The sequence below is a fragment of the Desulfitobacterium sp. genome, from assembly GCF_035539115.1.
Classification (GTDB): Bacteria; Bacillota; Desulfitobacteriia; order Desulfitobacteriales; family Desulfitobacteriaceae; genus Desulfitobacterium_A.
The window spans coordinates 14,973-35,859 of sequence record NZ_DATLJA010000095.1 but is presented as its reverse complement, the minus strand read 5'-3'; the positions used below and the strand labels follow the sequence as shown (position 1 = coordinate 35,859).

The following is a 20,887-nucleotide window of genomic DNA, read 5'->3' as shown; positions in this document are numbered from 1 at the left end:
ACGCCGCCAGCGTTCGTCCTGAGCCAGGATCAAACTCTCCATAAAATTTATGAAGAAAATTTGATTGCTCAAATTCATCTCAAACTCGTTAACGAGTCACTTGGCTGTTCCTTTGTTGTTTAGTTTTCAAAGACCGGAGTCACAGTTGTAAATGATAGCATTTCAGAGTGTGTTTGTCAACTACCATCTGTTTCTCGTTGATTGCGTCGCCACAACCGAACGAACAATATTATATCGCTTTTTATGCTACTTCTCAAACCCTTAATCCTGCCATAATCCCTGAAATTATGCAATTACACATGTCATTCTTCTCAGTTTTCGGCTTCTCATGCGTTTGTACTCTATCTTGATTTCTTCCGAGTAGCTTTAAATGTGTTCCTGGTAAATAGAGAATTAAGAAATGAAATCTATATAACTTAGAGGGGGATGGTCTCCACCACCCCCCCGTCTCTTTGACACTATTGATGCTCTTACTTATGAATAATTCACGACCACCCTATTCTTCTTCCCTTGGTTTCATGGTTGGGAAAAGAATGACGTCCCGGATGGATGCGGAATCGGTTAGAAGCATAACTAAGCGATCAATCCCGATCCCTAACCCACCTGTCGGAGGTAGTCCATATTCCAAGGCTTGGACAAAGTCCTCATCCATCATATGTGCCTCATCGTCACCCTTATCCCTCTCAGCGGCCTGTACCTCAAAACGTTGCCGTTGGTCAATAGGGTCATTTAACTCGGAGAACGCATTCCCGAGTTCACGACCATAGGCGAACACTTCGAAACGGTCCGTATATTCCGAGTGTTCCGCATTCCGTTTCGCTAAGGGAGAGATTTCGACGGGGTGCCCCGTCACGAATGTCGGTTGAATTAGCTTAGACTCTACAAATTCCTCAAAAAACTCGTTAATAATCTTTCCACGTGAAGCATTCGCTTCAACATGCACTCCTTTTTCCAGAGCCGCCTTACGAGCTTCTTCATCCGTCAAAATCTGACGGAAGTCAACGTCAGAATATTCAAGAATCCCTTCGAGCATCGGTAACCGACGCCACGGAGTCGTAAAGTTGAGCGTTTCCCCTTGATACTCAATCTCTAATTTGCCATGAACTTTCTGAGCGATGTAAGCGATCATATTCTCCGTCAATTCCATGATATCCTCATAATTCGCGTAGGCTTGATAAAGTTCCATCATTGTAAACTCCGGATTATGCTTAATCGAGATTCCTTCGTTACGGAAATTCCGACCGATTTCAAACACACGGTCAAAACCTCCGACGATCAAGCGTTTTAACGGCAGTTCGAGCGCAATCCGTAGATACAAATCAATATCCAAAGCATTATGGTGCGTTATAAAGGGGCGGGCAGCCGCTCCTCCGGGAATCGTATGCAGTGTAGGCGTCTCAACTTCTAAAAATTCTTTGCTTTCAAGATATTCGCGCATGGCTCGGATAATCTTGCTGCGCATCACAAAAACGTCCTTAACATCTGGATTCATGATCAAATCCAGATAGCGTTGTCGATAGCGTAATTCAACATTGGTTAACCCATGGAATTTCTCTGGTAAGGGGCGCATTGCTTTCGAAAGGATCTGCACTTCTTCCGCATGAATGGAGATTTCGCCCCGCTTGGTTCGAAAAACCTTTCCTTTTGCCCCGATAATATCCCCGACATCAAACTTCGAAATCAGCTCAAACCATTCTGCTCCGACATCATCTTTACGAATATAAATCTGAATTCGACCGCTAAAGTCTTGAATATGGGCAAAGATAACTTTTCCTTGGTCCCGTTTGGACATTATCCGTCCCGCAACCTTGGCTTCTTGACCTTCTAAATCGGAAAATTGGTCAATAATTTCTTGGGCCATATGTGTTCGTTGATAACGATCTGCATAAGGTTCGATCCCTTGTTGGCGAAGTGCTTCAAGCTTGTCCAGTCTGATTCGCCAAAGATCGCTCATATCTTCCATTTAAACATTCCTCCAAAATATCTTATTCTAACATTTTAGCAGATTAACACATAATTAAACAAGAACATCAAGAAAGCTCGGCAGACGCCGAGCTTTCTTGATGGCTGAAGCCGTTTGAAATTATTAGCTCTTATTTAATATCCACAATCTGATAATGAAGAAGTCCTGCCGGAACATTAACCTCAACAACCGTTCCTTTAGTGTTGCCAAGTACGGCTTTACCCACAGGAGATTCGTTCGAGATCTTATTTACCCCAGGATCTGCCTCGGCGGAACCGACGATCGTATATTCCTCATCGTCGCCAAAATCAATATCCTTAAGGATAATTGTTGAGCCCAATCCTACGACTTCTTTACTTTCCTGGTCATCAATTACCCGAGCATTTCTCAGCATTTTCTCCAATGTAAGAATCCGACCCTCAATAAAGGCCTGTTCATTCTTAGCGTCATCATATTCGGAGTTCTCGCTAATATCTCCAAAATCTATAGCTTGCTTAATCCTCTCCGCCACTTCACGCCTTCTTACGGTTTTAAGAAGTTCTAGCTCACTTTCAAGTTTCTTTAGGCCTTCTAATGTAAGGATAACTTCCTTTTCAGGCATTCTATATCCGCTCCCTTTTCTCGTCCTGTTTTTGGCGCGTCTTTAGAATGCGCGCTTTCCAGATACTTTAAATGCTCTTCCGTGCTCCCACATGCACTAACCTGGGCATCGCATAAATACCTCTTGATTGGCATTACTGGTATTATAATTTCACTGCAAAATATTGTCAAGGATTCTGCTCGCTCCCTCCTCATAGATGATGCCCTCATATTCTACGTTAAACCCGTTAAATTATGCATTTTCTCTTAATATAAAGAAAACTTGGCTTACGCCAAGCCTCTGGCGTAGGCGGAAGCCTTAGTTGCACTTATGCTATCTGCCGGAAATTTATACCTTCTGTTAGTATAAAGAAAACTTGCTGACGTTAAGCCTTAGCGCCGACGGCTGCTTAGTTGCCTTATCCTGCCGAACATAAATGCATTCATCGTAGGATATAGAAGACTTAGCCAGCGCCAAAGCGATGGCTCTAGTCGCCTTATCCTGCCGGACTTAACCACATTCATCGTAGGATGAGAGTAAAGACATCACGCATTTCTTGTGGGGTCTGTGTTTGCATGATTTGATCCCGTAATTGAGCCGCATTACGAATTCCTTTGATATACCAGACCGCATGTTTACGCATCTCATTCAGCCCAATTCGTTCCCCTTTATAGCGTAAAACACGCTCAAAATGAGCCAGTGCGACCTGAATTTTCTCTTGATAGCTAGGATCGGGTTCTAAAACTCCTTCCCGTAGATAGCTATCCGTCCGTTTAATGAGCCAAGGATTCCCTAGGGCTCCACGTCCAATCATGACCCCATCACAGCTGGTTTGCTCTAGCAATTTTTTGGCGTCTTGGGGAGTAAAAATATCCCCATTCGCAATGACTGGAATTCTAACCGCTTCTTTGACCTTACGAATTCCTATCGGATCAGCGTGACCCGCGTAAAACTGTTCCTGGGTTCGACCATGTACGGTCACCATTTGAACCCCTATCGCTTCCAATCGTTGCGCCAACTCAGGAGCAACACATTCCCCATCTTTCCAACCCAAGCGCATTTTCACAGTCACTGGGACAGCTACGGCCTTAACCACAGCTTTGGCAATCTGTTGTGCTAAATCCAAATCCAGTAGCAAGGCTGAACCTTCCCCATTTTTCACGACTTTCGGAGCAGGACAGCCCATATTAATATCAATAATATCTGCGTCATGCTCGACTGCCAGACACGCAGCTTGCGCCATGACCGAGGGTTCTGAACCAAAAATCTGCACAATCCGTGGTGATTCTTCACCTGTCAGATCAAGCATATTTAGGGTCCTGGAATTTTGATAGGTTAAGGCCTTATCACTGATCATCTCCGTCCAGACATAGCGAGCACCGATGGCGCGTGCGGTTTCCCGGAAGGCCTTATCCGTAACCCCAGCCATCGGTGCCAAAAAGACCGGTTTCTCCATTTCAAACTGACCAAGCTTCATGGTTCTTCTCCCTGATTAACATTGTATTTGTCCCCAGCCTAATTATTCCGATCATAAATGAGCAATAACCCTTCCAAGGTTAAAAAGGGCTCGATGGCTTGAATTTCCCGGGATTCTTCACAAATGAATCTGGCTAAACCACCAGTCGCAATCACTTTAGCCTCTGTTCCTAATTCTTCTTTCATCAGCCGAACAATTCCGTCAACCTGTCCAACGAATCCATAATAAATTCCGGATTGCATACCAGCAACCGTATTCTTAGCGATAACCCGCTTAGGCTTCACCAACTCGACGCGAGGGAGCTTGGAAGCCCGTTGGAACAGAGCTTCTGTCGAGATCCCGATTCCTGGTGCAATCGCTCCGCCGAGATACTCACCATGTTGGGAAATTGCGCAAAACGTCGTCGCAGTTCCAAAGTCCACAATCACGAGCGGACCGCCATATTTATGATAACCAGCAACGGCGTTCACAATTCGATCGGCACCGACCTCACGCGGATTATCGTAGATAATTGGCATCCCTGTCTTCACCCCAGGGCCAACAACTAAAGGCTCTACCCCAAAGTATTTGCGGGTTAATGACTCAAGAGTAGGCATAACCGGAGGTACGACCGAAGAAATTACAACGGCTTTGATGTCTGCAAACTTTAGTCCACTGAAATCAAAAAAATTTTTAATGACTACAGCATACTCATCCGTTGTCCGCAATTTATCAGTTGAAACGCGCCAATGTTGCGTTAGCTCTCTATTTACATACACACCGAGAACAATATTTGTATTTCCCACATCAAAGACTAGGATCATTTCTCATTCCCCTTTATTTATCATGGTCTATGTCGGCTCGACTGCGTACCATTTGATTCCCCACCTAAGCCGCAATTCCTGCTTTAATGACATCCGCAAGAATAAAAGGAAAAAATCCCCGCCAAAAGCACCATCACAGGTAAAATACTAAAAGGAACCCATGCAGGCGAATCCCATCTTAGAATCATTCCTGCTAAACAGGTTAAAGCAGCAATTGCAGCTGTCCTCGAAATTCGCTACCTCTAAGTCCTAGGATCAGATATAGCCTTCTGATGTACGAAGCTTAACATCACCCGAGGAAAAAAGCAGTTCCTGATGGTTCTCTTCCAAAATCAGTTCCCCGCTGGTCGATATTCCTTTAAGGATACCTTTAAAAACGTGTCCCGCCCGTTCAACCTGGACTTCCTTACCGAGTCCCGCGGCGTAGGTGAGCCAACGCGCTCGCAATCCGTCAATGTCACCCTCTTCTAAGGATTCGACTTCGGTTTCTAACGCTTCGAGAAATGCGATGACCAAATCGTTTAAATTGATCAGTTGTCCCAATTCTTCTTTGAATGTCGTAGCAGGTAGAGTTGAGGGTAAATCTGCACGTTCCAGGTTCGCATTGATCCCTACCCCTAGGATCAAGGTTTGAACCGTATTCCATTCCCCGACCACTTCTCCCAAGATACCCGCTATTTTTTTCCCTCGATAGACAAGATCATTGGGCCATTTGATTTGAATATCTAACCCGTAAAGTTTACGACACGTACGTGCTAAGGCAACCCCTGTACTCAAAGTCAATTTTGCCGCATCTGCTAACGAGAGATGAGGCTTCAAGATAATGGACATCCAGATTCCGCCCTCTGGAGACTCCCACGCGCGTTGCATCCGCCCCCGTCCTTCTGTTTGCCGTTGGGCTAAGATAACAGCCCCGTCTTGGACTCCTTGGCGAATCAACGTTTTGGCATAATCATTGGTGGATGGGAGTTCTTCGAAAAAGTGAATTTCACGGCCTAAAGTTTTTGTTTCTAAGCCTCGCTTCAACACCCATTCTTCTAAGGATAAAGGGGTCTTGGCCAAGCGATATCCATTTTTCGTCTGAGCCTCAATGTCGTATCCCGACTCTCTTAATACCTGGATTTGCTTCCAGACTGCTGCTCGTGTAATCCCTAAATTCTGGCTGATCGCTTCTCCAGAAATATATTTCCCCGGTCGGCTGGTCAAGAGATTTAAAATCTCGTTGCGCACGAAATGCACTTCCTTTTTGTACCGGCTGCTCGAGGATTTACTCCTCATGTCCATGAATTTCTTCATGCGTTAATTTCACAATTTTATTTTCGCCATTGACGAAAATAACTTTCGGTTGGTAATCCTGGGAAGCTTCATCTGTAAAAATACCGTAGGAAATAATAATCACTTCGTCTCCCACCTGGACCAAGCGCGCAGCGGCTCCGTTTAGACAAATCGTCCCGCTTCCTCGCTCGCCGGGTATGACATAGGTCTCCATCCGAGCTCCATTATTATTATTAACGATTTGAACCTTTTCATTGGGAAGAATGTCCGCCGCTACTATTAAATCTTCATCGATCGTGATACTACCGACGTATTTGAGATTGGCCTCAGTAACTTTAGCGCGGTGAATCTTAGATTTCATCATCGTTCTAAACATACTTTATACCTCCACGATTCGGTTATCAATTAAGCGCGTTGTCCCGAATTTAACGGCTAAGGCGATCACAATGGGTTCAGTAATCACTTCAGGTTTCTCTAGATTTTCGGCTGAACGGACTTCAACATAATCAATTTCGCCTGAACTTTCCCCCGTGATTTTCTGCCGAATCTTCTCCTCAATTTGCTCTACATTCCGTTCTCCCTGGCGGATGAACGTCTCGGCCTCGGCTAAACATTGGGAAAGAACGACTGCCTCCTGCCTCTGTTCTGGGGTCAGAAAAACATTTCTTGAGCTTAAAGCGAGCCCATCCTCTTCGCGAACAATCGGGACAGATATGACTTCGATCGAAAAATTAAGATCGCGAACCATCTGCCGAACAATGAGATATTGTTGATAATCTTTTTGACCAAAATAAGCGTAATCTGGTTGAACGATATGAAAAAGCTTACTTACAACCGTCGTTACTCCGTTAAAATGTCCAGGTCGAGATAATCCGCAGAGGGCATTCCCTAATTCACTGACTTGAACGGTTGTCCGATTCTTTTGAGGATACATTTCCTCAACAGAAGGATGGAAAATCAGATCAACCCCTGCTTCCTGGGCAAGTTTGGCGTCATGTTCTAAGTCCCGTGGATAGCGTGAAAGGTCTTCATTCGGTCCAAATTGTAAAGGGTTTACAAAAATACTCATCACCACAAAAGTGCCCTTCTGCTTCGCCTGTTTTGCTAGCGTTAAATGGCCCTGGTGCAAATACCCCATTGTCGGTACCAAGGCGATGCGCTTTCCTTTTTCCTTTTGCCCAGCGATAATCTCCCTTACTTCTGAGATCCGTTCGACGATTTCCATGATTATTCCTTTCCTCCTAATAATTCATTTAATTTCAGCAAAGCTTCCTTTGGGTATTCCTTACTATTTTGCTTCATTTTAGCCTGAGCCAGTTCTAAGGTCGAAAGTCCAAGGATCTGGTAAGCTTGTTCAAGCTCGAAAGGTATACTTTCGAGATGAGAACGAACAACTTCACTATCTCCCCGAGCAATCGGCCCAGTCAATGCTTGAGGTAAGCCGACTTTATCTAAGTTACGTAACGTCCCTTGCATTAAAGGGAGTAACGACTGAAGCACATCTTCCTGAGGGATTCCCGCTAGGCCAAACAGTTGGACGGCCATGCTTGCGAGCGTAACAAGATAATTGGAAGCCACTACTGCTCCCGCATGATAGAGGGGTTTCTTCTCAGGATCTATTCGATGGGCAATCCCCCCTAAGGCTTGAACAATCTGAACTCCTTCTTCTTCCGCTTCCCCCTCTAATCCAAAATGTGACCCCGGTAAAAGCTGTAAGGCCTCATCTACATCAGCAAAGGATTGCAAAGGGTGCAGGGAAAGGGTTTTGATTGGAAGAGCGGGTTTTTTCTTGAGGATCTGTGCTCTCAGGGAACCTGAGCAGTGAATCCAAATTTGGCCGGGTTTATAGAGTTTTCGCTGTGCTAGATTTTCAGCCACTAAATGAATTATTCCATCTTGGGTGGTTATAAAAACAAGATCCGCCTCTGGAACCCATTGCTCCAAAGGAAGCCTTTCTTTCTGCAAATACCGGCTAAAGCGCTCGTAAGAATAATCGCTTCGCGTTTCTACCCCGAGGCATTGATACCCTACCTTCTCCAAACTTACGGCAATCGCTGTCCCTACGATTCCGGTGCCAATAATTCCAAATTTTTTCATCTAACCCCTCCCTCAGAATATAGAAAAAGCACCCCACAAAACGTGAAGGTGCTCCTGTGTTAGGCTTCCTTCACCGTCTCGGTCAAATTGATCCAAGCGGCAATCTCTGACATCTAAAAGCGGATCTCTCCCAGTACAACTCCACTCGGGATATTGTCTGTCATCCACATCATTCGTTAGTTTTCAATTTTTGAACTTCTCCGTCTCCCTGTACATCTTTAACTCGACAACCCGAGGGAAGAATGAATTCTGGGGCAATCTCCCTTAAAGGAGCTAAGACAAACGTCCTTTCCTCCATCCGAGGATGAGGTAAAGTAAGTCGTTCATCTTTATACACCCTATTATCATAAGTTAGGATGTCAATGTCAACAGTTCTTGGGCCCCAATGAACAATTCTTTCTCGTCCGAGGTCATTTTCAATCTGTTGACAAACCTCTAACAAATCCAGAGGAGATAATTCTGTCTCCACCTCGAGAACCTGATTCCAGAAATCCGGTTGATCGATCTTTCCCCACGGTTTCGTTTCATAGATTGAAGATTCCTTTGTTAATTTAAGTTGTGGGTGTTCCCTTAATCTGCGGCATACTTCGGCGAGGTTCTGCTCACGATCCCCCAAGTTCCCTCCGATACTTAAATAAGCTTTCATTTTGTTTTCTCCCGCCAAATTTCAACTGAAGCATCCTCGAAAAGGCCGGGGATTGGAGCTTGAGGTTTATGAATCTCAACTCGAAGCGCTTCGCAAGAAAACGCGTTCAGCATCTGCTTAGCAATTTCTTCCGCCAACCGTTCCAGAAGGTGAAACGGTTCGCTTGTCACGATCGTTTTGATGAGTTGATACACTTCAGCATAGTTAATCGTATCTGCCACCTGGTCTGAAGATCCAGGTTTCCGTAAATCCTGGTATAAATCCACATCTACGATGAATCTCTGTCCAAGGACTTTTTCCTCGGGCATTACGCCATGATAACCATAAAACTCCAGCCCTTTTAAGTGGATTGCATCACGCTCCCGCAAAGTTTCTCCCCCTCAGCTTCCGATAAATTGCATCTGACATATCAATTGCGCGACGGTTCGCCAGGACATCATGGACCCGAACCATATCGACTCCAGCCGCTACCCCCACCACACTGGTCGCAATCGTTCCTTCGACCCGTTGATCAACAGGCAAATTCAGGATATTCCCAATCATTCGCTTCCGGGAGGTGGCTAATAAAATCGGATGCCCTAAGAGCCTAAACTCGTCTAACCGACTCATCACTTCGAGATCCTGTTCCCGCGTTTTGCCAAAGCCGATTCCCGGATCAATAATAATCTCATCCCCGCTGAGCCCGTTCTCCTCCGCTAACTGGATACTTCGTCTGAAGAAGGCAGTCATATCTCCCATCAGTTGCTGACTTATCCCCTCCTGATTGTGCATGACGATAACTGGGGCGTGATATTTTCCCACGACCCGGATCATTTCAGGATCCCCCTGTAACCCCCAGATATCATTGATGATATGTGCTCCTGCTACTAAGGCTTTCTCGGCAACTTCCGCCTTATAGGTATCAATCGAGACCGGTACCGAGATCCTCGGAATCAGTTCCTTTAGAACCGGTTCCAAACGACTCCATTCCTCTTCCGCGCTTATCGGCACTATACCTGGGCGGGTGGATTCGCCCCCAATATCCAGGAGATCGGCACCCTCCGCAATCAGCCGCTCGGCCTGGCTCAGTGCATCTTTAAGGTCAACATATTTCCCTCCGTCAGAAAAGGAATCCGGCGTGACATTCAAGATCCCCATTACTAATGTCCGCTTTCCAAGCACCAGCTCTCGCCCCCTACAATCCAACGTCCTTTCTTGAGGAGGCTCAAGTCCCTTTAACGCAACCTTCAGTTGATGTCCTAATTCTTTTAAACCAAACGGTTGGGCTAAGATTTTTTGAGCGAAATGACCGAATTGACTCACTGTTCCAAGAAGGAGGACATCTGTCGCATCAACCTTATTGACGATAACATCACGATGAACTGCAGCATCTCCGCCAACAGATAACATTTCCTGTTTTAAAATATGGGCGATAGGTAACGGAACATTCTCGACTTTTATAGCACGTCCCAAGGATTTGCCTGCCATTTGGCCGACACCGACCGAGTCTGTTCCGATCTCGGTGATAGCCCGTTTAGCCTCCTCTAAATTATCGAGTTTAATCCAACGCATCCGAAAATCTCTCATGCTAAAACACTCCTCTTCTTTACACTTGCTCCCTAGCTCTTAATTTCATCCATTTCTCGTGAATATTTATAACAATCTTTTTGGCTTATACAGCTCCGACAATCTCGAGCCCAATCATCAGCATAGGCTAATGCTTTCCCTAAAAGACTTAATTCATGTTTCGGGTCAAAGCAATGTTCGCTGATTCCTTGGACGATAACCTTCACCTCTTCAAGGTTGAACCCAGATTCTAGGAGAATGGGCATTACCAGTTCCGCACCCACTAGTGCATGATCCTCTCCTGTTTCATATTCACGCCATCGTCCCAAATCATGTAACACCGCTGCCGCATAAACAACCTCCTTGGAGAGTGACGTCTTTCCTTCCTCCAAAAGATAAATATAGGCAATCCGTGCTACTGCTAAACCATGCTCAAAGCCATGTTTGCAAAACAATCTTTTCTCTTCTGCCTGAGCATTCTTGAGGGCGTATTCTTTAAATAATGGATGTTCAATTACTAAATTAACACGAGGAACAGAAACCAAGTTTTTCCCTCCCTATTCAGCAGCTTAAGCCCATTATAATCATTTCGCTAAATTCTGACAAAAAATACTTAAGCATTCCTTCAGGAAATTCTAAAAATAGAAAGTGAAACAGGTCAAGTCAATACGTTTAAATAAAGAAAACCCGGCTTTCGCCGAGCTTTAGCGATAAAGAAAACTTGGCTAGAACCAAGCCCTAGCGAAGGTGGCAGCCATAGTCGCCTTATCCTGCCGGACATAAATACATGCATCGTAGGAGAACGAAAGCCGCTGGTTGCACTTATACTATCTGCCTGCCCCCAAATTTATACTTTCTGTTAGCACAAAGAAAAAGCCCCGGAAATACTCCGAGGCTCCTCCTTGAACTAAAAAATTACTTCTTAGAACAAGCCAGTAATCTTGCCTTCTGCATCGATGTCCATTCTCAACGCTGCTGGACGTTTGGGTAAGCCAGGCATCGTCATAATTGCGCCTGTAATTGCAACTACGAAGCCAGCGCCTGCAGAGAGACGGACTTCACGTACCGTGATCTTGAATCCGGTTGGCCGGCCAAGGAGAGTGGGATCATCCGTGAGCGAATATTGAGTTTTGGCCATACAAACTGGTAAATTTCCATATCCCATTTCTGTATACTTCTTGATATCCTTTTGAGCTTCTTTCGTAAAGTTAACTCCATCGGCACCATAGATTTCTTTAGCGACCTTCTCGATTTTGCTCTCGATTGGCTGATCCAGTTCATAAAGAACTTTAAAGTTGGATTCTTTGTTGTCCACGATATTGAGTACTGTTTTCGCTAATTCGATTCCGCCTTCTCCACCCTTAGTAAATACTTCGGAAAGCGCAAATTCAGCACCCAGTTCACGACAGCGTTGAGCAACAAATTTCAGCTCGGCATCCGTGTCTGATGGGAAGCGGTTAATGGCCACAACAGCCGGAACACCAAATTTACCGATATTCTCGATGTGTTTCTCAAGGTTAACAATCCCTTTAGCCAGAGCTTGGAGATTTTCGGCTCCCAAATCTTCCTTGGCAACCCCACCGTTCATCTTGAGCGCTCTGACCGTAGCCACAATTACAGTTGCGGCAGGTTTCAAGTTGGCAAAACGGGATTTCAAATTAAAGAATTTCTCAGCCCCGAGATCAGCACCGAAACCAGCTTCCGTAACAACATAATCGGCGAGTTTTAACGCTAATTGAGTAGCAACAATACTGTTGCACCCATGGGCAATATTAGCAAACGGTCCACCATGGATAAAGACTGGCGTGTTCTCTAAGGTTTGAACGAGGTTCGGCTTAATTGCGTCTTTCATAAGCAGAGCCATTGACCCTTCAGCCTCAAGATCATGAGCGGTAACCGGTTTACCCTCATAGGTATAAGCAACAACGATCCGTCCAAAACGCGCTTTCAAATCCATCAGATCTTTAGATAGGCAGAGAATCGCCATAATTTCGGAAGCAACCGTAATATCAAAACCGTTTTCCCGGGGAACTCCTTCGGTTCGTCCGCCCAGTCCAATAATAATCTTGCGAAGTGATCTGTCGTTCATATCCATCACGCGACGGAAAACAATCTGCCGGGGATCGATATTTAAAAGATTTCCTTGTTGAATATGATTATCTAATAAAGCGGACAGAAGATTATGGGTTGTCGTAATCGCATGAAAGTCCCCTGTAAAATGAAGGTTGATATCCTCCATCGGCACGACTTGCGCATAACCACCCCCTGCTGCACCGCCTTTGATTCCAAAGCAAGGTCCTAAGGAAGGTTCACGTAAAGCAATCATCGCCTTTTTACCTAATTTGGCCATAGCCTGACCTAAGCCAACCGTTGTTGTTGTTTTTCCTTCCCCTGCTGGAGTTGGGTTGATTGCCGTAACCAGAATAAGCTTACCATCAGGCTTATCTTTTAGCCGCTCAACGGCACTAAGATTAACCTTGGCTTTGTATTTACCATACAGTTCGATTTCATCTTCTAACAGATCAAGTGTGCTTGCCACTTCCATAATGGGTTTCATTGTGGCTTCTTGGGCAATTTCGATGTCGCTTTTCATTCTTCCACTCCCTTATCCTTTTATAAAAAACATTAACATTTTATATTATTCGAGAGTGAGGGAGTTTTCCCTGCAGATCAGTAAATTTTTTTGAATATTTGATGTAATAAGAATACTCTTTAACTCCCCTTACCTACGCTATAACTTCCCTTATAAGAAGGGATTTGCAATGTCTTACGAACAATACTCACAGAAATACCCGATTGTTTTAGACCTGTTGCTTCAAGTTTACTAAAATAATCAACGAGTTGATCTTGATCGCCAATCGCTAAGATTTCGTAAGGCATTCCTTCCGTACGGGTGATGGGAACTTGATTGATTAATTTTGTACTTCCACTCATGACGATCGCTGTTGGAGCGACAATCCGTTGGCCATTGATACTAATTGCCTCTGCACCCGCGAATTTAAGGATATTAGATATCGCCATCAAGTCATCCGTTGTTAAAGGGAAAACAGTTTTATGATCTTGTTGGCGATCATCAATGGTAATCATTATTCCCGGCCCCTGAACGGCTGTGGTTCCATCCATCATTTGATAATGATCGAGTTGAGCCTGTAACTCTGGACTGGTTCCCCCTTGATTACGTGCTTGATCCAGTTGAAGCATTAAATTGTTATGCTCTTCTTTGAGCCGAGTGCCGTCTGCTTGTGCAGCGACGAGAAGATTTTTGACCGAAGATAGCCGTTGGGATTGAAGCAAGTCCAAGGCCTCGACATCTTTTTGCGTCTGAATCGACAGAGAGATCAAAAAACCTAAAGCAATCGCCACACAGGTAACCGATACGGCTAGAACCTTCTTACGCATGATTTAACCTCCCTTAACTGGCTCAGCATATTTGAATTTCTTGAGCTGTCCGGCAGGTATCGTTATCGTTTCAGTCGGAACCTCGAGTCTGCGAGTAATTCCATACTGCTGCTGGTACTCTCCGAGACGATCCCAGAAATAGAATTTCAGCGCCGATTGAAGATTATGCACGTCCCCCACAGCTTCAATTATATAAGGTGCCATCTGCCGGGTGCCATTAATCTGAATATAGGATCCACTGCAAAAGATCTCGGTCGTACTCGTTATCCGTTGACCATTGACAGCGATAGCTTCTGCTCCCCCGTTCCAAAGCCAGTTCACAATCTGCCGGATATATTCCTCATGAATGAGATAATAATTCGGATCATTATTAGTATTCGAAAATGTTTGCGCATCATCTAAGGTAATCCGAATGCCTGATCCTTTAACCTCGTTCAACCCTGCATTGATTTGCGCCTTCAGAAGTTGTTGATTAGCCAAGAGGTTCGCATTTTGTCCTTCCTTATATTGGCTCAGTTCCTGTCTCAGCTTTTCGTTATCATTGGCCATTAGCTGATTTTCCTGTTCGGTCTGTACCAAACTTGGAATAGAAGTATCCGCTCTTACCGTTTGGACACCTTGAACCCCAGTCGACTTCAGGAGAATAACAAATATAAACCCGACAATGCCCGATGCCATTGCTATCAGTAATTTGCCCTTCTTGGACCACGGCATACCGGCGCCCTCCTTTAACTGTTTATACTGTACTATAAAGAAAACCCGGCTTTCGCCGAGCTTGCGAAAGCGAAAACCGCTGGTTGCACTTATGCTATCTGCCCATAACTTATACTTTCTGTTAGTATAAGCAAAAGGACACCACATGCGGTGTCCTCTCCCCTTTACACACTGCTCTTATTCGCTAAGCCATTCTTCTCCGGCCTTGTCATATTCTAAGATTTCCACTGGTCGGAAATAAAGAGCAATTTCCCGATCCGCACTTGCCACTGAATCAGAGCCATGGATGATATTACGGCTAATATCCATGCCATAAGCGCCCCGAATCGTTCCCGGGTTGGCACTAGCAGGATTGGTTGATCCCATTAGTTCACGGGCAATTGCAATCACATTTTTTCCTTCCCACACTGTGGCGACAACAGGAGAGGACATTATATAATTAACCGTTGGTTCAAAAAAGCTTTTACCTTTATGTTCGGCATAATGCTCTTCCGCTAAGTTACGATCGACCTTGACGAGTTTCATACCTACCAATTTACATCCCTTGGATTCAAAACGAGCGATGATTTGACCCACCAGACCCCGTTGAACAGCGTCAGGTTTGAGCATGATAAAAGTCCTTTCCACCCTGTCCCCTCCTCAATCTATCGTGTTATTCTCTTCTTCTAAAACTTGACTTTCTAAACCCGCTGGCTCTTGTACTTCTTCAGAAGCTAAACTTGAGCTGCTCACTTGTTCCGTGGTCTCAGTTTCCTTCTGCAGTTGGTCTCCACTCTTAGGTTCATCAAACTGAGCCATAAGCTGAGCAAATTCTTTCGCTTGTAAGGTTTCCCTCTTCATCAACGCCTGAGCAATAACCTCAAGCTTGGGCAGATTCGCCTGAAGTAGTTCTTGCGCCTTATGATAACAATCATCAATGATCCGGCGAGCTTCTTTATCAATCGAATAGGCCACTGCATCGCTGTAATTCCGTTCATGACCAATGTCTCTTCCGAGGAAAACCTGCCCTTCTTTTTGGCCAAAGGTCAGTGGCCCAAGTTCATCAGACATTCCTAATTCAGTGATCATTTTTCGGACTAAACCTGTTGCACGCTCCAAGTCATTCGAGGCACCTGTACTAATTTCATGCAAGACTAAAGCTTCTGACACTCGTCCCCCCAAAAGCATGGTGACTTGATCGAGGAGCTGAGATTTAGTCATATAATTCCGATCTTCTTTCGGCAAGAGAAGCGTATATCCACCTGCACGTCCGCGAGGAATAATCGATACTTTATGCAAGGGATCGGTATGAGGCAACAATTCCCCCACAAGAGCATGCCCAGCTTCGTGGTAAGACACCAGTTTTTTTTCGTATTCACTGATAACACGGCTTTTCTTCTCTGGACCCGCAATAACTCGTTCAACTGAGTCTTCCATTGCCTGCATTTTAACTTCGGTATCATTCCGCCGTGCCGAAAGTAAGGCTGCTTCGTTAACTAAGTTCGCAAGATCCGCCCCGGTAAAACCCGGAGTCCGGCGAGCCAATACGCCTAATTCAACATCTTGACTGAGAGGTTTGCCTTTAACATGCACCTTAAGGATCTCTTCGCGACCTTTCACGTCAGGTACATCGACCGAAACTTGACGGTCAAACCGACCTGGACGCAAAAGTGCTGGATCTAAAATATCTGGGCGATTTGTTGCTGCAATAATGATGATTCCCTCATTACCATTAAAACCGTCCATCTCAACGAGCAACTGATTCAGGGTTTGTTCCCGCTCATCATGTCCGCCGCCTAAACCGGCACCCCGTTGGCGTCCAACAGCATCGATTTCATCAATAAAAACAATACAGGGAGCACTTTTTTTGGCTTGCTCAAATAGGTCGCGTACCCGAGAGGCTCCAACTCCGACAAACATTTCTACAAAATCCGAGCCACTGATACTGAAAAATGGAACTCCCGCTTCCCCGGCAACTGCCCGAGCGAGCAAGGTTTTACCTGTTCCAGGAGGTCCAAAAAGGAGAACACCTTTCGGGATCTTTGCTCCTAGTTCATTGAACTTCTTCGGGAACTTCAAGAATTCAACAACTTCCTGTAATTCTTCTTTTACTTCATCTGCCCCGGCAACATCTTCAAAGGTAATTTTCTTTTTCTCGTCGCCGACTAGACGTGCTTTACTCTTCCCAAATTGCATCACCTTGTTTCCCCCACCCTGGGTCTGTTGCATCATGAAGAAGAATAAGCCAACAATGAGGAGCATAGGAACTAAAGTGGAGAGTAAACTCATCCACCAAGGCGCCTCCACAGGTGGCTCCATAGTATAGGTGACATTATGTGCCACCATATCTTGTACAAGAGCATCATTTGCTAAAGGCCCGATGACCGTGTTCTTCTTACCATCTTTCATATTCACTTTGTAGGTAGTGACACTGCGATCGGTAGTCCCGGTTACATCTAGAACCTGATCCGCAACGATGGCCTTGCTGAAACTCGTATAATCCAGCGCTAAACTATCATTTACCGGTGGATTAGCCAATTTTATCAGCATAATGGCCAGAAGAATAATGAATACGTAAATCGCTGCATTCTTAAAAAACTTCAACCTTAAGGTCCTCCCCTCTAATGGATGGAAAAACCGCCTCATTTTCGAAGCAATATTAGATATTGTACCACGAGAACGCTGCTTTTACAACGAATCGTTAATAGTAATAAATGCGCTTTATTTCAGGGCTAGCGCCGGATAATCACTCTAACTTTGGGCCGAATCCCAGCTCGACAAGAATCGCTTTGCTTGACACCCGGAATCCACAAAACTTGTCTTTCAACTGCTAATAATGGAATTCTTCCTCGCTCTTCTGAATTAATTCTCGCCTCTTGAAAAATCTTCTTCAGAGATTTATGCCCTACTCCTTGAATCCACAGCTCATCTCCAGGTCTGCGAGAACGAAAAATAAGATTCTCTTGTAGTCTTGACAATTCTTCTTGATCAAAATCAGCCCAAGCGAGAATATCCTCATTTTGCATGAATTCGGGATTAAGCCCCTCGACAGAAAAAAGCCCTGCCCAGGCATTAAACCTCGTCAGTTCGCTCCAAACGTCCATATGAACGGGTATCTCCCTACCCTGTTTCACGTTTTCCCCGACATGCCGCTCTTCTGCCTGGCTCGCCCGTTCGACACTTACCCTCCAGAAAAACCAAATTCCATCATAGCGAATATGTACCGTAAAGTGAGGTAAGTCTTGCTTCCAGCCAATTTGTCCGCCCGAGTCTAAAATCTGGTGAACATAGGTGAAACCGAGACCCCGCGGCTCACCCGTGACCTGAGCCGCAGCCCGACGAATCAGACGTGAGAGAATCGCTTTAGGCTCCTGGAATACCTCCCGACTCAATTGCACCTGCTTATGTTCGCAGGATAAACAATAGATTTTCCATGCCTTATCGGTCTGCTGTTCTAAATATTCCTCATCCCAACGCAGAACTTCAGCAGTTCTGCCAATTGCCTCTAAGACTTTAGGATTATAATTCTTCTTTAATTCAGGTAATAACTCTAACCGAATGCGGTTACGCACAAAAAGAGGTTGAAAGTTAGTATAGTCCACAGCATAAGGAATCTGCTCCGTTTGGCAATAGTCCAGAATATCTTCTTTCTTGATCGTTAAAAAAGGGCGGATAATCTTGCCCTTGCGCGGATAAATCCCCGCTAGCCCTGCAGTTCCACTTCCCCGGAGGAGACGGTAGAGAACGGTTTCCACTTGATCTCCCAAATGGTGAGCTGTGGCAAGCAAGTCACAGCTGTACTCGATCATATCTTCGTTCCACCGAGTATAGCGCCATTCTCGAGCTGCCGTCTCAAAAGATCGCCCTGATGCTTGAGCATACGCCTGAGCATCAAACCGATGAATCACACAGGGGAGCCCCCAACGCTTGGCCATTTCTTGAACCATGATTGCTTCCTCATCAGACTCACGGCGAACACCATGATGGACATGCGTTAAAACTAGGGAAATTCCTTGTTCTCTGGCCTCCTGAGCGTATCTCCATAGAACATGACTTAACGCCATTGAATCTGGTCCACCAGACACAGCCACGAGAATCCGTGCTTGCGGGGGAAGAAGTAGTGGCAAAACGGACTGCCGCATTTTTTCGTAAATCATGTTTATTCCCCCACACCCTTTCCCTTTTAGTGTACCATTAATCCACCCATTTTTTACGTACAACGAGAACCACGCCATCATCGAACATTTGACCCGCACTCACACGCCGAGCCTCGTCTACAATTTGTTGAGCAATCTTCTGGGAGGATGTTAATTCCAGCTCTTCAAGATAGTTTTTCAACCAATCTGTTCCATCCTTGTGTAGATCTTGAATCCCATCCGTCACCAAAACCAAAACTTCCTCTGGTAAGAGTTCTTCTTCCAAAACGGGGATATCGATATGGTTCAATATTCCGGCTGGTAAGCTCGAAGAGTGAAGCACGCGTACTTCGTTCATTCCTATAATATAAGAAGGGCATGCCCCGGCCTTAACTAATCTCAGTCCATTGTTCTCAAGATCTAGGATGGCCATGTCAATCGTCACAAAATTTTCTTCGGGCGAGCGCAGAACTAAAATGGAATTAAGGGCTTGGATTGCCCCTTCCGGTTCAAAGCCGGTATTCAGCAGTTGTTCCAGAAGACTCAAGGCTGTAGCACTTAATTTTGCTGCGCTATCCCCAACACCCATGCCATCACTGACAATTACCGCATGCTGGGTCAAAGAAAAGGCCAGGGAGGCATAGTTATCTCCACTCATGGCATTCCCGCTTTTAGTGAAAGAGGCTACTCCCATATCGAGAAACTCACGACGTCGACGAGCCACTCCCGAATACTTGACCTGTTCAAAATTATGCCTTGTATTAAGTTCTTTAGCAAGATGCCCCATAACTTGAGAAACACTTTGGAACTGTCGGGATAAAGCATCTTGATTCGCGGCTAAACGGGCTTTCCAACCCTCTAAACTTTTTTCGTGTTCCATAATGAATTGGACGCCCAAGACCATTTCCTTCAGTCGTCCACAATGGCGTTTCCACTCAACCGGTAGATCCTGAGGTTTAACTTCTTCCGCACGTTCAATTTCTTCAAATAGGCTAAACAAAAAATGATAAGTTTTATAAAATTCTCGAGTCCAACACGTTTCAATAGTTGGACACGTTTTGCAAACTCGTTCCACCAGAACATTCATGAGTTCGGGAATATCCGGTTTTGAAAGATGGACCTCTGCCTCTGCAGCTTGAGCGCTATACGCAATTTGCTGGAAAATCTCGGCAACGGTTTTAACCTTTGTCACCGTACTTTCCACTTCTGGCATCGGTTTCGATTTAAGAAAATCAGTTTTGGCTGGAGCACTCGGAAAGAGTAAAAACAGTAAAAGTCCAAGAGCAGAGGAAGCAAGTTGGGGATAAACCGCCTCTGGGCGTAAGGAAACCGTTAACATGAGAATAACACCCGTAAAGGCTACGCCAATTCCTAACTTCCCTAACTTTTGGAAAGTACCGCTGCTAAAGCCTACTATGCCATAAATACCTGTCTCCATGAGGTTCTGGGCATTTACCTGGAGGTGTGGCAAAAAGCCGAGCATTACCCCCACTCCAGCTGCAGGTCCCGCACCAAACCGCTCGGCAACAAAAAGAATAAAAAAACTTAAAACTGTAACTTCGAAATTAATCTCTCCGATTTTCACTCCTTGCAGACCGCTAATCACGCCTACAAGAAGGAGCAACCAGACTGTACCTTGTTCACGCGTGAAGTTTCCTCGCCAAAGCGCCTCCTGATTACGAAGGGCAAACCAAAAGATAATCGCTAAAGCCCCAGCAAAAAGGCTCAAAAGTAACCCCTTGATTCCCATTTCTAGATCAGGGTGTGAGAAACTCAAGACTAAAAAGGAGATCACACCGCACGCGAGTGCAGTTATTATCCCCAAATAAGCCCCTTCCCTCTTCTTCCCGCGCAAAGTGGGAACAGTTAAGCTTAAAATCGTTAAAACGAGAAGTGTCTGTAAGGTTCCGACCAGGTCGCCAAGGACTAAGGACATAGTCCCCAGTGCAACCCCGATTAAGCCTAAAGATGCCCCTCTCTGACCATTCAGCAAAAGAGCGGCCCCAAAGGCAATTCCAAAAGGGTATACCTCTAAAATATTCCCTCTCGCCACCAGGCAGCCGAGTAATGTCTGCCAAACAAGCTGCCCTCCCCAAACGAGTTTGTCCCTGCGCAACCCATGGTTGGGTTTTAACGACGCCCATTCCGCCATAATGTCACCTTCTTACCAATTTATGTAAACATTATAACGGATTCCGTTGGAGAAGCTTGTCTAGTGAGGTCACCTGGAATTAACAACTTTCGACCTAATCCTGCAATAGCCTTAGAATACC

The 20,887-nt window shown here is 45.2% G+C and carries 19 protein-coding genes; all 19 read right to left on the bottom strand.

Translation table 11 applies throughout. The features are described from left to right. Nucleotides 1–496: 496 nt before the first annotated feature. The 19 genes from lysS to VM640_RS15370 all read right to left on the bottom strand — a co-directional run bounded on the left by lysS (nt 497) and on the right by VM640_RS15370 (nt 20,766). Nucleotides 497–1,963 (bottom strand): lysine--tRNA ligase, encoded by a 1,467-nt coding sequence (gene lysS, locus VM640_RS15460; protein WP_325393816.1) that lies wholly within the window; start codon nt 1,961–1,963, stop codon nt 497–499. A gap of 130 nt (nt 1,964–2,093) precedes the next feature. Continuing rightward, a complete protein-coding gene (greA, locus tag VM640_RS15455) occupies nt 2,094–2,564 on the bottom strand; it encodes a transcription elongation factor GreA (RefSeq protein ID WP_325393814.1) in 471 nt (156 codons plus the stop codon). Between the two features lie 499 nt (nt 2,565–3,063). Beyond that, on the bottom strand, nt 3,064–4,020 hold the full coding sequence (gene dusB / locus VM640_RS15450; RefSeq protein ID WP_325393812.1) for a tRNA dihydrouridine synthase DusB: 957 nt from the start codon (nt 4,018–4,020) through the stop codon (nt 3,064–3,066). Nucleotides 4,021–4,058: 38 nt separating this feature from the next. Next, the gene (locus tag VM640_RS15445; RefSeq protein ID WP_325393810.1) at nt 4,059–4,823 is read right to left on the bottom strand and encodes a type III pantothenate kinase; all 765 of its coding nucleotides are present in this window, start codon (nt 4,821–4,823) and stop codon (nt 4,059–4,061) included. A 255-nt stretch (nt 4,824–5,078) separates the two neighbouring features. Continuing rightward, nucleotides 5,079–6,053, bottom strand: coding sequence for a biotin--[acetyl-CoA-carboxylase] ligase (locus VM640_RS15440; RefSeq protein ID WP_325393808.1), 975 nt, complete (start codon nt 6,051–6,053; stop codon nt 5,079–5,081). A 37-nt stretch (nt 6,054–6,090) separates the two neighbouring features. Beyond that, nucleotides 6,091–6,474 carry an aspartate 1-decarboxylase gene (gene panD / locus VM640_RS15435; protein WP_325393806.1) on the bottom strand — a complete coding sequence of 128 codons (384 nt, stop codon included), beginning with the start codon at nt 6,472–6,474 and terminating at the stop codon, nt 6,091–6,093. Nucleotides 6,475–6,477: 3 nt separating this feature from the next. Further along, nucleotides 6,478–7,323: a pantoate--beta-alanine ligase gene (gene panC, locus VM640_RS15430; protein ID WP_325393803.1), complete on the bottom strand. Its 846-nt coding sequence runs from the start codon at nt 7,321–7,323 to the stop codon at nt 6,478–6,480. A gap of 2 nt (nt 7,324–7,325) precedes the next feature. Continuing rightward, nucleotides 7,326–8,195, bottom strand: a complete 870-nt coding sequence (locus VM640_RS15425; protein ID WP_325393801.1) for a Rossmann-like and DUF2520 domain-containing protein — start codon at nt 8,193–8,195, stop codon at nt 7,326–7,328. Nucleotides 8,196–8,364: 169 nt separating this feature from the next. Continuing rightward, nucleotides 8,365–8,841: a 2-amino-4-hydroxy-6-hydroxymethyldihydropteridine diphosphokinase gene (gene folK / locus VM640_RS15420; RefSeq protein WP_325393799.1), complete on the bottom strand. Its 477-nt coding sequence runs from the start codon at nt 8,839–8,841 to the stop codon at nt 8,365–8,367. Continuing rightward, nucleotides 8,838–9,209, bottom strand: a complete 372-nt coding sequence (folB, locus tag VM640_RS15415; protein WP_325393797.1) for a dihydroneopterin aldolase — start codon at nt 9,207–9,209, stop codon at nt 8,838–8,840. The genes folK and folB overlap by 4 nt, the downstream gene beginning before the upstream one ends. Next, on the bottom strand, nt 9,196–10,407 hold the full coding sequence (gene folP / locus VM640_RS15410; RefSeq protein ID WP_325393795.1) for a dihydropteroate synthase: 1,212 nt from the start codon (nt 10,405–10,407) through the stop codon (nt 9,196–9,198). The genes folB and folP overlap by 14 nt, the downstream gene beginning before the upstream one ends. A 32-nt stretch (nt 10,408–10,439) precedes the next feature. Continuing rightward, the gene (locus VM640_RS15405) at nt 10,440–10,931 is read right to left on the bottom strand and encodes an HD domain-containing protein (RefSeq protein WP_325393793.1); all 492 of its coding nucleotides are present in this window, start codon (nt 10,929–10,931) and stop codon (nt 10,440–10,442) included. A 377-nt stretch (nt 10,932–11,308) separates the two neighbouring features. After that, a complete protein-coding gene (locus VM640_RS15400) occupies nt 11,309–12,979 on the bottom strand; it encodes a formate--tetrahydrofolate ligase (RefSeq protein WP_325393791.1) in 1,671 nt (556 codons plus the stop codon). Between the two features lie 119 nt (nt 12,980–13,098). After that, a complete protein-coding gene (locus tag VM640_RS15395) occupies nt 13,099–13,785 on the bottom strand; it encodes a DUF881 domain-containing protein (RefSeq protein ID WP_325393789.1) in 687 nt (228 codons plus the stop codon). Nucleotides 13,786–13,788: 3 nt separating this feature from the next. Then, entirely contained in the window at nt 13,789–14,499 is a 711-nt protein-coding gene (locus tag VM640_RS15390; RefSeq protein WP_325393786.1) for a DUF881 domain-containing protein, read from the bottom strand. Nucleotides 14,500–14,676: 177 nt separating this feature from the next. Beyond that, nucleotides 14,677–15,126, bottom strand: coding sequence for a nucleoside-diphosphate kinase (ndk, locus tag VM640_RS15385; RefSeq protein WP_325393784.1), 450 nt, complete (start codon nt 15,124–15,126; stop codon nt 14,677–14,679). Between the two features lie 12 nt (nt 15,127–15,138). Beyond that, on the bottom strand, nt 15,139–17,082 hold the full coding sequence (gene ftsH, locus VM640_RS15380) for an ATP-dependent zinc metalloprotease FtsH (RefSeq protein ID WP_325393782.1): 1,944 nt from the start codon (nt 17,080–17,082) through the stop codon (nt 15,139–15,141). A gap of 128 nt (nt 17,083–17,210) precedes the next feature. Next, entirely contained in the window at nt 17,211–18,632 is a 1,422-nt protein-coding gene (gene tilS / locus VM640_RS15375) for a tRNA lysidine(34) synthetase TilS (protein ID WP_414648017.1), read from the bottom strand. Nucleotides 18,633–18,672: 40 nt separating this feature from the next. After that, nucleotides 18,673–20,766, bottom strand: coding sequence for a SpoIIE family protein phosphatase (locus VM640_RS15370; RefSeq protein WP_325393778.1), 2,094 nt, complete (start codon nt 20,764–20,766; stop codon nt 18,673–18,675). Nucleotides 20,767–20,887 lie beyond the last annotated feature (121 nt).

Coding starts and splice junctions, on each gene's coding strand:
- VM640_RS15445 (WP_325393810.1), bottom strand. CDS start 4,823: ATGATCCTAGTCTTTGATGTGGGAAATACAAATATTGTTCTCGGTGTG.
- folP (WP_325393795.1), bottom strand. CDS start 10,407: ATGAGAGATTTTCGGATGCGTTGGATTAAACTCGATAATTTAGAGGAG.
- greA (WP_325393814.1), bottom strand. CDS start 2,564: ATGCCTGAAAAGGAAGTTATCCTTACATTAGAAGGCCTAAAGAAACTT.
- panD (WP_325393806.1), bottom strand. CDS start 6,474: ATGTTTAGAACGATGATGAAATCTAAGATTCACCGCGCTAAAGTTACT.
- VM640_RS15425 (WP_325393801.1), bottom strand. CDS start 8,195: ATGAAAAAATTTGGAATTATTGGCACCGGAATCGTAGGGACAGCGATT.
- VM640_RS15400 (WP_325393791.1), bottom strand. CDS start 12,979: ATGAAAAGCGACATCGAAATTGCCCAAGAAGCCACAATGAAACCCATT.
- VM640_RS15395 (WP_325393789.1), bottom strand. CDS start 13,785: ATGCGTAAGAAGGTTCTAGCCGTATCGGTTACCTGTGTGGCGATTGCT.
- dusB (WP_325393812.1), bottom strand. CDS start 4,020: ATGAAGCTTGGTCAGTTTGAAATGGAGAAACCGGTCTTTTTGGCACCG.
- panC (WP_325393803.1), bottom strand. CDS start 7,323: ATGGAAATCGTCGAACGGATCTCAGAAGTAAGGGAGATTATCGCTGGG.
- VM640_RS15390 (WP_325393786.1), bottom strand. CDS start 14,499: ATGCCGTGGTCCAAGAAGGGCAAATTACTGATAGCAATGGCATCGGGC.
- VM640_RS15370 (WP_325393778.1), bottom strand. CDS start 20,766: ATGGCGGAATGGGCGTCGTTAAAACCCAACCATGGGTTGCGCAGGGAC.
- folK (WP_325393799.1), bottom strand. CDS start 8,841: ATGAAAGCTTATTTAAGTATCGGAGGGAACTTGGGGGATCGTGAGCAG.
- lysS (WP_325393816.1), bottom strand. CDS start 1,963: ATGGAAGATATGAGCGATCTTTGGCGAATCAGACTGGACAAGCTTGAA.